Consider the following 11,771-nt stretch of genomic DNA (forward strand, 5'->3'; position numbering starts at 1 on the left):
ATGAGCGACACCGCACCCTATGTGCTGTTCCGGGACGACAGCGAAAACCGCACCACGGTTTTCGCTGAGCCTTCGCGCATCGTCACCGCGCGCACGAAAGCCGAATTCACCCGCGGCCTTGCCGAGCTCGAGCGCGCCCACAAGGCGGGCAAGTGGCTCGCCGGCTTCATGGCCTACGAGGCCGGCCACCTCTTCGAGCAGAAACTCACAAGGTTTGCCGAGGAGGGCCGCGAAACGCCGCTGATGTCCTTCGGCATCTTCGATGCGCCCGCTGAAGACCACCCTCTCGCCGAGCCGCAGCGCCGGATCGAGAACGAGCCTTTCCTCGCTGAGCCGCGCGCCGGCTGGGACTTCGGCACCTACCGCGAGCGCTTCGATCGTCTGCACCAGCATCTGCGCCAGGGTGATTGCTACCAGGCCAACCTGACGATGCCGATCCGTGCCCGCTGGTCTGGCGATCCGCGCGCCGCCTTCTGGTCGCTGATCGACCGCCAGCCGGTGAAATATGGGGCGCTGGTTGCGCTTGACGGGCCGGTCCTCCTGTCGCGTTCGCCGGAGCTCTTCTTCCGCGTTGATGCGGACGGCTGGATCGAGACGCACCCGATGAAGGGTACGGCCAAGCGCGGCGCCTCTGCGACCGAAGACGCCGAGATCATCGCGACCATGCGCGCCGACGAAAAGACCCAGGCAGAAAACCGGATGATCGTCGATCTCCTGCGCAACGACATCTCGCGTATCACCGAAGTCGGCACACTCAGCGTCCCCAAGCTCTTCGAAATCGAGACCTACCCGACCGTGCACCAGATGGTGAGCCATGTTCGGGCAAAGCTCTTGCCCGAGATCAGTATCGAGGACATCTTCGCCGCCCTGTTCCCCTGCGGCTCGATCACCGGCGCGCCGAAGATGCGGGCCATGGAAATCCTGCACGATCTGGAAGACGGACCGCGCGACGCCTATTGCGGCGCCATCGGCTTCATCGCCCCGAGCGGGATCATGCGCTTCAGCGTCGCCATCCGCACGATTTCGCTTTTCCCCAACGGCGAGGCTATCTTCAATGTCGGCGGCGGCATCGTCTTCGACAGCAACGCCCAATCCGAATATGACGAATGCCTGCTGAAGGCCCGCTTCGCCATTGGCGACGAAAAGATCGCGCTCGGCGACAAGATTGCGCTGGGCGACGACAGGGTCGCGCTGGGCGATGACGAGATCGCGCGATGACGGGCTTTTCGCTGATCGAAACGCTGCGCTACGAGCCCGAAAACGGCTTCGTCCGATCGCGCCTGCATCTGGCGCGGCTGAAGCGATCGGCGCGACGTCTCGGTTTTTCCGGAGCGGAAGGGGCAGAAGCGGCCTTGCTGGCCGCGGTGAAGAGCGGCGACGACAAGCTCGCACACCGTGTACGGCTCGAGCTTTTCCCGGACGGACGCATCGAGGTAAAGACCGCACCGTTCGTACCGTTGTCGGACGATACGATCTGGCGGGTGCGGATCGCCGCCACCCGGCTCAACTCGCGCGATCCGCTGCTGCGCTACAAGACCAGCCGCCGGGCGGCCTATGAAACGGCCCGCAGCGAATATGCAGCGAGCGAGGCTGACGAGGTTCTTCTGCTCAACGAGAAGGGCGAGGTCTGCGAAGGCACGATCACCTCGGTTTTCCTCGACGACGGTAGCGGTGTCCTGAAGACACCGCCGATCGCCTGCGGCCTGCTCGCCGGTGTGCTTCGTACCGAACTCATCTGCCAACGACGCGCGCGGGTAGCGCGCCTTTCGCCGGCGGATCTCACAAACGGAACGCTCTATGTCGGCAATTCGCTACGCGGTATGATCCGGGTGAGACTCCTGGTCTGAACCGGGAAGCGTGTAGCGTCTGACACGATCCCGCCCATCGCGCTTGGCGAGGTAGAGCGCCTGGTCGGCGCGCGCATAGAGATCGCTGACGGAATCGCCATCGCGATATTCCGCGAGCCCGACCGAACAGGTGTAGAAGAACTCCGGAATATTCTCGAGCGGCCGGGAGCTTCTGACCCTTTCGAGCAGACGGTCGAGAATGCGATTGCCTTCGCTGATGGTGGTATCAGGCAGGATGAGCATGAATTCCTCACCGCCGATCCGGCCGAAGCAATCCGAGCGACGCACGAATTCCTGCATTTGACGCGCGAAGTCGAGCAGAACCTCGTCGCCGCGCTGGTGCCCGTGGCGGTCGTTGATCGCCTTGAAATAATCGATGTCGATGATCGCGACGCAACCCCACATATGCGGATTTTCGGCACAATTGGCGATGAATTCAGTCAACCGCCCCATCGTGTAGCGACGGTTGGGCACACTGGTCAGCTCGTCGACCTGGGCCGCCCGAAGCGCGAAATCGCGGTCCTGCCGGAGCTCGCGCTCGCCCGCATGGATAGTGGTGACATCGACGGCAATGCAAAGCATATAGCCGTCGGAATCCACCGTCTCCGTCATCCACAGCCAGCGGCCGTCATGCAAGTCGGTTTCCATGGCACGAAAAGGCACTTTGCCGCGCCGGTGAGCCGTCGAGGCAATCCAGGCGTTGACGTCGTCGGTTTTCAGGACGGTCCCCTGACCGGCCGCGTAGTTGCGGCGCATGATCTCCGCCCAGGTCGGGCTCTCGTCTGGACCGACGTGATAGGCCGCGCGAAATGCCGTGTTGGCAAACCGCAATCGATCGTGCTGATCGTAGAGCGCGATCAGTACGGGTGTTTTGCTCTGTAAGGCCGCAAGAGCCTTGAGATGACTACCGGTCACGGTCTGTCACGCCTCCGGGTCGGACAATATCAATCATGGCGCGAAGCGGATGCTTCAGACGAAGCTATAGCACGAAGTGCTTGTGACAAGCGTTTACGCGTGTGAAACGATGGGGATATGGTTAAATCACCGTCTTGGACCGGCCGAAGTGCATGAAGCATACGCCCTACGACGGTTCCTCCAAGCCCCTCACCATCGGCCTTGCCCAGCTCGATCCCGATCGCTGGATCGAGCCTGACGAACAGCTACAGCACTATCTCTCAGAAAAGAAGTGCCTTCTTGCGGAAGCGTGAGGCAGTCGCGGCCCTGCTTTCGATCGCCGGTTAAGCACTATCTCAGATAGCGGTTGACCCGCCGGCTCTTTATTGTGACAGCGATCTATGCTCTACAGCGCCCGCGTGCCGCATTCGGCACCGAAGCCGCTGCGGCACACCCGTCAAGCTGGAACAGCGGCACCAGCCGCTTCCTCATGCTTAGTCACCCACCGTCACAGGAAAGTTTCCTCAGGAGTAAGACAAAAATGGCAGATACCACCTACCCGGTTTACGGCGAGATCACCGGTCCGATCGTCATGATCGGTTTCGGTTCGATCGGTCGCGGCACCCTGCCGCTGATCGAGCGCCACTTCAAATACGACAAGAACCGGTTGATCGTGGTCGAACCCCGTGAGGACGCCGCCGACAACGAGATTTTCGAACGGCATGGCGTACGTCACGTTCGCGCTCATGTGACGAAGGACAACTACAAGGAACTGCTGAAGCCGCTGCTCACCGAAGGCGAAGGCCAGGGCTTCTGCGTCAACCTGTCGGTCGATACCGGCTCGCTCGACCTGATCAAGATGTGCCGCAAGCTCGACGTTCTCTACATCGACACGGTCGTTGAGCCGTGGCTCGGTTTCTATTTCGACGCCGAAATGGACAATTCCGAGCGCACCAACTATGCGCTGCGCGAAACCGTTCGCAAGGAAAAGGAAAAGAACCCGGGCGGCACCACGGCCGTTTCCACCTGCGGCGCCAACCCCGGCATGGTCTCCTGGTTCGTCAAGCAGGGCCTCTTGAACCTCGCCAACGACCTCGGCGTGAAGTTTGAAGAGCCGCATCAGGACGACCGCGAAGGCTGGGCGAAGCTGATGAAGAAGGTCGGCGTCAAGGGCGTGCACATTGCCGAGCGCGACACGCAGCTGACGAAGAAGCCGAAGCCGCTCGACGTGTTCTGGAACACGTGGTCGGTCGAGGGCTTCATCTCCGAAGGTCTGCAGCCGGCCGAACTCGGCTGGGGCACCCATGAAAACTGGATGCCGAAGAACGCCAAGAAGCACAAGAAGGGCTGCAAGGCTGCGATCTACCTGGAGCAGCCGGGCGCCAACACCCGCGTACGCACCTGGTGCCCGACGCCTGGCCCGCAGTACGGCTTCCTTGTCACCCACAACGAGGCGATCTCGATCTCGGACTTCTTCACCGTTCGCGATAAGGACGGCGAAGTGACGTACCGTCCGACCTGCCACTACGCCTACCATCCGGCCAACGACGCGGTCCTGTCGCTGCACGAGATGTTCGGCAACGGCGGCAACGCCCAGCCGGTCCATCACGTTCTCGACGAGAAGGAACTGGTTGAGGGCCTCGACGAACTGGGCGTCCTGCTCTACGGCCACGACAAGAATGCCTATTGGTTCGGCTCGCGCCTGTCTCTGGAAGAGACCCGCCGCATCGCTCCCTACCAGAACGCCACCGGCATGCAGGTAACCTCTGCGGTTCTCGCCGGCATGGTCTGGGCGATTGAAAACCCGAAGGCCGGCATCGTCGAAGCCGACGAGATGGACTACAAGCGCTGCCTGGAAGTACAGCTTCCCTATCTCGGTCCGGTTGAAGGCCACTACACCGACTGGACCCCGCTCGACGGTCGTCCGGGCCTGTTCCCGGAAGACATCGACACCAAGGATCCCTGGCAGTTCAAGAACATCCTCGTTCGCTAAGCTTTTGACGTAAAACGTCATCCGGCCCGGGGCACGACCGTGTCCCGGGCCTTTTCATCTGTGCGGGCGCCGGCCGCCCCCTGCCGCTCTTGCTTTCAACTCATGATCGCGGCATGGTCATGCCGGAATGAAACAGTCCGCTCGGCCCAATGCGGGGGAAATCGCCTATGAAGCCATTCGCAGTTCTGACCCTAATCGCAACCGCTGCGGCCTTGGCGTCCTGCCAGTCGTCGCCCCGGATCATCGATGAGGGCGGGCCGTCGCGCCAGGCGACCGGCGTCGAAGGCTCCTGGGTGGACCCGAACGGCATCGTCTCGACTTTTGCGGGCGGCACCTTCTCGACCCGCACGACCGACACCAACCAGCTGCTTGCTTCGGGCAACTACGTCAAGACGAGCCCGACGCTCGTCGAGATCAACATGACCTCGCTCGTGCGCAATACCCAGTCCAAGGTCGCTTGCGCCCTGGTCACGCAGAACCAGCTCAATTGCACCACCGATGCCGGCGCGCAGTTCTCGCTGACGCGGCGCGGCTAAAACAGCGCATACGCAAGTATCGAAGCCCCCGATCGGGGGCTTTTTTTGTTGCAGGATCGCAGCTTAACCTCGTTATAAATTGACAAAGCGAGCTTGGTTTTAGCGCTTGAAGTCACCTTCAAGTGATGAAAACATCCGGCCCGGCAAAGCCACTCCGACCGTGGGGAACGGTTCCGTCTTGACGGCTCCGGAAACGGTCGGCTGACAACCGGCAAACAGGAGAACATCATGATCAGACACATGCGGACCGGCCTGATGACCGCGTCCATTCTTGCCCTCTCCTCGGGCGCAGCCTTCGCCGATTATGAGCTGAACATCCTGCACATCAACGACCTCCATTCCCGCATCGAGTCGATCAACAAGTTCGACTCGACCTGCTCGGCGGAAGAGGAAGGCAAGAACGAGTGCTTCGGCGGCGTCGCCCGTCTGAAGGCCCTGATCGACACGAAGCGCCAGGAACTCTCCGGCAAGAACGTGCTGCTGCTCAATGCCGGCGACAATTTCCAGGGCTCGCTGTTCTTCACCACCTATAAGGGCCTGGCCGAAGCCGAGTTCCTCAACCTGATGAAGTTCGACGCGATGACCGTGGGCAACCACGAATTCGACGAGAGCGAAGACGGCCTGGCCGGCTTCCTCGATAAGATTACCTTCCCTGTCGTCACCGCCAACGTCCTGCCGAGCCACAAGTCGAAGATCGGCGACCGCATCAAGCCGTCGATCGTGCTCGACGTCGGCGGCCAGAAGGTTGGCATCGTCGGCGCCGTCGCCAACGACACGCCGGAACTGTCCTCGCCCGGCCCAGACATCCTGATCGGCGATGACGTTGCCACCACCACGGCCGCCGTCGAAGAACTGAAGAAGCAGGGCGTCGACAAGATTATTGCGCTGACCCATGTCGGCTATCCGCGCGATCTCGCAGCGATTGCCAAGATCCCGGACGTCGATATCGTCGTCGGCGGCCACTCGCACAGCCTCTTGTCCAACACCGACCCGAAAGCCGAGGGTCCTTACCCGACGATGGTCGACAATCCCGGTGGCTACAAGGTTCCGGTCGTCCAGGCCGCATCCTACACCAAGTATCTCGGCGATCTCGTCGTCACCTTCGACGACAAGGGCGTCGTCAAAGCCGCCAAGGGCGATCCGATCCTGGTCGACTCGTCCGTCAAGCCGGATGAGGCCGTGCTGGCGCGCGTCGCCGAACTCGGCAAACCGATCGAGGAATTGCGCTCGAAGATCATCGCCAAGACCGAAGCGCCGATCGACGGCTCTCGTGAGAATTGCCGCACCAAGGAATGCGAAATGGGCAGCCTGCTCACCGACGCCATGCTCGACCGCGTCAAGGGCCAGGGTGTCACCATCGCCATCACCAACGGCGGCGGCCTGCGCGCCTCGATCGACGCCGGCGACGTTTCGATGGGCGAAGCGATCACCGTTCTGCCGTTCCAGAACACCGTCGCGACCTTCCAGATCAAGGGCGACGGCATCCGTGAAGCGCTGGAAAACGGCCTCAGCAAGCTCGAGGAAGGCGGCGGTCGCTTCCCGCAGGTGGCGGGCATGAAGTTCTCCTTCGACAAGACGAAGCCGGTCGGCAGCCGTGTCGTCTCGGTCGAGGTAAAGGAAGGCGAAGGCTACGTCGCCCTCGATCCGGCCAAGACCTATTCGCTGGTCACCAACAACTACATGCGCAATGGCGGCGACGGCTACGACGTCTTCAAGGAGAAGGGTGAAAACGCCTACGACTACGGTCCGGGCCTCGAAACCGTGCTCGCCGACTATCTCGCTGCCCACCAGCCGTTCAAGCCCTATACCGATGGCCGCATCACCGAGGTCGCTTCGGCTGCAGGTGCTGCACCGGCAGAACCGGCGACGGAAACGAAGCCGGCGACGGGCACCGACACCACGGCAACCCAGCCGGCAGCAACCTCCGGCGATGCATCAGCGCCCGCGGCAAGCGGCCCGCAGAAGCACGTGATCGCCAAGGGCGATACGCTCTGGGACCTCGCCAAGTCGTTCTACGGCGAAGGCTCGCTGTGGAAGAAGATCTCCGAAGCCAACGGCAAGCCGGCGCCGCGCGCGCTGCATGTCGGCACGGAACTGGAAATTCCGGCAAAGTAAGACAATTTGCCTCTACTTTCAGAGCCGGCGCGGGCTTCCCCGCGCCGGCTTTTCTTTTTAGAAGGATTTGAAACCGAAAGCAGTGTCCCGATTGAACGGGACCGACGAGGACCGAGATGACCGAACAGCTTGACGTGACCGCCCCTGCCGACCACCCTTCCGTCAAATCCGGAAAGGTCGGCATTCTGCTGGTCAATCTCGGCACGCCCGACGGCACCGACTATACCTCGATGCGCCGCTACCTGAAGGAGTTCCTGACGGACCGCCGGGTGATCGAATGGTCGCGGCTGTTCTGGTACCCGATCCTGTTCGGCATCGTGCTCAACACCCGTCCCGGCAAGGTGGGCAAGGCCTATGAGACGATCTGGAACAAGGAGCTGAACGAAAGCTACCTCAGGACCTACACCCGCAACCAGGCGCAACTGATGGCCAAAACGTTCGCCGATCGCCCTGATGTGATCGTCGACTGGGGCATGCGCTACGGCCAGCCCTCGATCGCCTCGCGCATGGAAGCGCTGCAGAGGGCCGGTTGCGAACGCATCCTCGTCTTCCCGCTCTATCCGCAATATGCGGCAGCCACGACCGCCACCGTCAACGACAAGGCCTTCGAGGCGCTTTTGAAGATGCGCTGGCAACCGGCGCTGCGCACGGTTCCGCCCTACCACGACGATCCGGTCTATATCGACGCGCTCGCGACCTCGATCGAGCGCCATCTGGCGACGCTCGACTGGGAACCGGAAGTGGTTCTGACCTCCTTCCACGGGATTCCGAAGAGCTATTTCGACAAGGGCGACCCCTATTATTGCCAATGCCAGAAGACCGCGCGGCTGCTGCGCGAAAAGCTCGGCTGGTCCAAGGAGAAGCTGCAGGTCACCTTCCAGTCGCGCTTCGGGCCCGAGGAATGGCTGCAGCCCTACACCGACAAGACGGTCGAGAAACTCGCACAGGAAGGCGTCAAGCGTATTGCCGTCATCAATCCCGGTTTCGTGTCCGACTGTCTGGAAACGCTGGAGGAGATCGCCGAGCAGGCGGCCGAGAGCTTCCACCACAATGGCGGCGACAAGTTCACCCACATTCCCTGTCTCAACGACAGCGCCGAAGGCATGGCGGTCCTCGAACACGTCGTGCGCCGCGAACTCGCCGGCTGGCTCTAGCTCCCATTCCTTGCCGCGCCGCTTGAAAACGGTGCCCCGATCACCACTTCTGGATGAATGGAACACGCACGCGCTCACCGGCGAGTGCGCGTCCCTAACATTTTGAATCTATGCGCAATCCGCGGAAACCGATTCCGGACCGACAACTATTGCGCTAAAGTGCTGTCTCGGGTCGGGATTGCAAATTTAGGGGGCATCTCTTGGGCGGGTTGGATATCGTCGTCGTCGGTTTCGTGGTTCTCATCATCCTGGTCCTCTTCATGGGGATCAAGACGGTGCCGCAGGGCTACCGCTACACCATCGAGCGCTTCGGTCGTTACACGAAGACGCTGGAGCCAGGTCTGAACCTGATCGTGCCCTTCATCGACCGGATCGGCGCCAAGATGAACGTGATGGAGCAGGTGCTCGACGTTCCGACTCAGGAGGTCATCACCAAGGACAATGCCAGCGTCTCGGCCGACGCCGTCGCCTTCTACCAGGTGCTGAACGCAGCGCAGGCCGCCTATCAGGTCGCCAACCTGGAAAACGCCATCCTCAACCTGACGATGACCAATATCCGCTCGGTCATGGGCTCGATGGATCTCGACGAACTGCTTTCCAATCGCGATACGATCAACGACCGATTGCTGCATGTCGTCGACGAGGCCGCCAACCCCTGGGGCATCAAGATCACCCGCATCGAGATCAAGGATATCGCACCGCCGAAGGACCTTGTCGACGCCATGGCAAGACAGATGAAGGCCGAACGCGAAAAGCGCGCCCAGGTATTGGAAGCGGAAGGCTCGAGAAACGCGCAGATCCTGCGCGCCGAGGGCGCCAAGCAGTCGGCGATCCTCCAGGCCGAGGGCCAGCGCGAAGCGGCCTTCCGCGATGCGGAGGCCCGCGAACGTCTGGCCGAGGCCGAAGCCAAGGCGACGCAGATGGTCTCTGCCGCGATTGCCGCCGGCGACATCCAGGCGATCAACTACTTCGTCGCGCAGAAATACACCGAGGCGCTCGCCTCGATCGGCACCGCCAACAACCAGAAGATCGTGCTGATGCCGATGGAAGCCTCCGCACTGATCGGCTCACTCGGCGGTATCGGCGCCATCGCCAAGGAGGTTTTTGGCGATGGACAGACGGCACCGGCGACACGCCCGCGCCCATCGACTCCTCGGACCACGCCCGCCTTCCCGGCAGATCCCTCGCAAGGGAAATAGGCGATGATCGAACGCGCCATTCAAGAACTCGGTCCCTGGAGCTGGTGGGTTCTCGGCTTCGTGCTGCTGGCAGCCGAACTCGTGGCACCCGGCGTGTTCCTGATCTGGATCGGCATCGCCGCGCTCATTATCGGAATGCTCTCCCTTATGCTCTGGGAGACCGGCTTCTGGATGTGGCAGGTTCAGTTCGTCCTCTTCGCCGTCCTCTCGGTGGTCGCTGTGCTGCTCGGCCGCCGCTTCGTTCTGTCCTCAGCCGAAACCAGCGACGAACCCTTGCTGAACCAGAGAGCGGAAAGTCTCGTCGGTCGTACCGCGGTGCTGGAGAAACCGATCGCTGAGGGCCGCGGCCGCATCCGGCTCGACGATACGTTCTGGATCATCGAGGGGCCGGACCTGCCGGCCGGCACCCGGGTCCGCGTCGTTTCCAGCCATGGCCGAAACCTGACCGTCGAAAGCGCCTGATCGGCAAGCGGCTGATGCCACGACGTTTTTCCCATTTGGAAACGATTGCTTAACCACGTCGCTTTACGATTGCGAAAGGATTGCAATCAGGCTTCGTGGACAAACGGCATATGGTGCCAGGCTCATCTCGCTCGACCAAAGGAGACGCGCGGCGTTCGACCTCGCTGGCGTTGCTATTGGCCGGCACTGCCCTGTTCGCACCATCGTCATTGCGCGCGCAAACGGCCACGGCCCCGACGACCTCCTATGGCGTCGCCACCACCCCGGCAACAGTCCCGGCCACCACGCCCGCAATCGCCGATCCGCAAACCACCGGCGCCGTCAGCGGCGACGATCTTCCGCCGGCGCAGAACGAGGATTTCCTCCGCCTCAACCAGCGGGAGCCGACGATCGATGGCCTGAGGCTTCGAACCGATACGGAGGGGTATCGTACCACGCCGGGCGTTCGCATCGGGACCTTCACGCTGCGCCCCAGCGTCAGCGAGACCATCAACCATGAATGGCGCAACGACGGTGACACCAAGACGAACCGCGGCTATCTCGAAACCGGCATCCGCGGCACCCTGACCTCCGACTGGTCGCGTCACCAGTTGACCGTCACCGGCGAAGGCATCCTGCAAAACAACATCTCAGGCGAAGGGGAGGAAGAGCCGCGCGCCGATGTAGACGCGGAACTGCGCCTCGATCTCTGGGACGAAACGATCGCACGACTCCGGGCCGGATACAGTTTCTACCGAGAAGACGCCGACGACCCGAACGCGATTTCGAACGCCAAGACCCAGTCGGCGGTCAACACCTACCGCCTCGGTGCCGCCATCGAGCGCGATTTCGGTCTGATCCGCGGTTCGGTCGGAATCGATTTCGACCGCCAAACCTATGGCGATGTCGAACTCGAAAACGGCACGACACTGTCCGAGAAGGACCGCAACCGCAACACCGGAAACTTGATTGCCCGCGTCGGCTACGAACTGTCGCCGGCGCTGATTCCGTTCCTCGAAGCCTCCGTCGGCAAGTCGCTTTACGACCTGCGCGAGGACACGTCCGGCTTCGAGCGTTCCTACCAGACCTATGCCGGACGCGGCGGTATCGAGGTCGATCTCGGCGAGAAACTCTATGGTGAGCTCGGCCTCGGCTACGAGACCTATCGCTTCGATGATGACAGGCTCGAAGACGTCAGCGGCCTGTCCGTCGACGGCCGCCTCAACTGGTCGCCGCAGCGCGGCACCGATGTGCTCTTCGCGGTTTTGACGGATCTCGATCCGTCGACGACGGCGGGCGTTTCCGGATCGATCGACTATACCTTGACCAACATCATCACCCACCAGATGCGCTCCGATCTGGTCGCACGATTGTCCAACACTCTGATCATCCGCAAATATCCGTCGGACTCCCGCTCCTCCGACGAGACGACCTGGCGCACGGGCGCAGGCCTGACCTACGACATCAACCGCTACTTGGCGCTGACCGGCGACGTCAGCTACGAGCGCACCACGCCCGACGTCGGCGATCCGACCGACATCACCCGTGTCGGCGTCGGCCTCCTCCTGCGGCGTTGAGCCAAAGGTCAGCCG

At 62.1% G+C, this 11,771-nt stretch carries 10 protein-coding genes and 1 pseudogene; 10 read left to right on the forward strand and 1 reads right to left on the reverse strand.

Going from position 1 to position 11,771, the window contains the following annotated elements:
• Both AC070A_RS17410 and AC070A_RS17415 read left to right on the forward strand, forming a co-directional pair.
• A pseudogene (locus tag AC070A_RS17410) lies at positions 1-1,152 on the forward strand (aminodeoxychorismate synthase component I); the annotation flags it as partial.
• A 62-nt stretch (positions 1,153-1,214) separates the two neighbouring features.
• Complete coding sequence (locus AC070A_RS17415; RefSeq protein WP_110879136.1) at positions 1,215-1,847, forward strand: aminotransferase class IV family protein; 633 nt, start codon at positions 1,215-1,217, stop codon at positions 1,845-1,847.
• Here the strand turns inward: AC070A_RS17415 and AC070A_RS17420 are convergent.
• Complete coding sequence (locus AC070A_RS17420; RefSeq protein WP_057254638.1) at positions 1,812-2,762, reverse strand: GGDEF domain-containing protein; 951 nt, start codon at positions 2,760-2,762, stop codon at positions 1,812-1,814. The genes AC070A_RS17415 and AC070A_RS17420 overlap by 36 nt on opposite strands.
• 152 nt (positions 2,763-2,914) lie before the next feature.
• Here AC070A_RS17420 and AC070A_RS17425 point away from each other — a divergent pair, with 152 nt between their 5' ends.
• The 8 genes from AC070A_RS17425 to AC070A_RS17460 all read left to right on the forward strand — a co-directional run bounded on the left by AC070A_RS17425 (position 2,915) and on the right by AC070A_RS17460 (position 11,756).
• On the forward strand, positions 2,915-3,055 hold the full coding sequence (locus AC070A_RS17425; RefSeq protein ID WP_373419820.1) for a hypothetical protein: 141 nt from the start codon (positions 2,915-2,917) through the stop codon (positions 3,053-3,055).
• A 227-nt stretch (positions 3,056-3,282) separates the two neighbouring features.
• On the forward strand, positions 3,283-4,734 hold the full coding sequence (locus AC070A_RS17430) for a homospermidine synthase (protein ID WP_057254637.1): 1,452 nt from the start codon (positions 3,283-3,285) through the stop codon (positions 4,732-4,734).
• A gap of 167 nt (positions 4,735-4,901) precedes the next feature.
• Positions 4,902-5,270 (forward strand): outer membrane lipoprotein Omp10, encoded by a 369-nt coding sequence (gene omp10, locus AC070A_RS17435; protein WP_112996735.1) that lies wholly within the window; start codon positions 4,902-4,904, stop codon positions 5,268-5,270.
• Between the two features lie 228 nt (positions 5,271-5,498).
• Entirely contained in the window at positions 5,499-7,385 is a 1,887-nt protein-coding gene (locus AC070A_RS17440; protein ID WP_112996736.1) for a 5'-nucleotidase C-terminal domain-containing protein, read from the forward strand.
• 116 nt (positions 7,386-7,501) lie between these two features.
• On the forward strand, positions 7,502-8,539 hold the full coding sequence (gene hemH, locus AC070A_RS17445) for a ferrochelatase (protein WP_112996737.1): 1,038 nt from the start codon (positions 7,502-7,504) through the stop codon (positions 8,537-8,539).
• Positions 8,540-8,739: 200 nt separating this feature from the next.
• Complete coding sequence (locus tag AC070A_RS17450; RefSeq protein WP_058325912.1) at positions 8,740-9,738, forward strand: SPFH domain-containing protein; 999 nt, start codon at positions 8,740-8,742, stop codon at positions 9,736-9,738.
• Positions 9,739-9,741: 3 nt separating this feature from the next.
• Positions 9,742-10,200, forward strand: coding sequence for an NfeD family protein (locus AC070A_RS17455; RefSeq protein WP_058325221.1), 459 nt, complete (start codon positions 9,742-9,744; stop codon positions 10,198-10,200).
• Between the two features lie 110 nt (positions 10,201-10,310).
• On the forward strand, positions 10,311-11,756 hold the full coding sequence (locus AC070A_RS17460; RefSeq protein WP_112996738.1) for an outer membrane beta-barrel protein: 1,446 nt from the start codon (positions 10,311-10,313) through the stop codon (positions 11,754-11,756).
• Positions 11,757-11,771: the final 15 nt, after the last annotated feature.

The sequence above is a fragment of the Ensifer sp. GW101-20A05 genome, from assembly GCF_059424735.1.

What these genes read in the sequence shown, in the direction of transcription:
- AC070A_RS17415 (WP_110879136.1), top strand. Translation starts at nt 1,215, where the DNA reads ATGACGGGCTTTTCGCTGATCGAAACGCTGCGCTACGAGCCCGAAAAC.
- hemH (WP_112996737.1), top strand. Translation starts at nt 7,502, where the DNA reads ATGACCGAACAGCTTGACGTGACCGCCCCTGCCGACCACCCTTCCGTC.
- omp10 (WP_112996735.1), top strand. Translation starts at nt 4,902, where the DNA reads ATGAAGCCATTCGCAGTTCTGACCCTAATCGCAACCGCTGCGGCCTTG.
- AC070A_RS17460 (WP_112996738.1), top strand. Translation starts at nt 10,311, where the DNA reads ATGGTGCCAGGCTCATCTCGCTCGACCAAAGGAGACGCGCGGCGTTCG.
- AC070A_RS17455 (WP_058325221.1), top strand. Translation starts at nt 9,742, where the DNA reads ATGATCGAACGCGCCATTCAAGAACTCGGTCCCTGGAGCTGGTGGGTT.
- AC070A_RS17430 (WP_057254637.1), top strand. Translation starts at nt 3,283, where the DNA reads ATGGCAGATACCACCTACCCGGTTTACGGCGAGATCACCGGTCCGATC.
- AC070A_RS17440 (WP_112996736.1), top strand. Translation starts at nt 5,499, where the DNA reads ATGATCAGACACATGCGGACCGGCCTGATGACCGCGTCCATTCTTGCC.
- AC070A_RS17425 (WP_373419820.1), top strand. Translation starts at nt 2,915, where the DNA reads ATGAAGCATACGCCCTACGACGGTTCCTCCAAGCCCCTCACCATCGGC.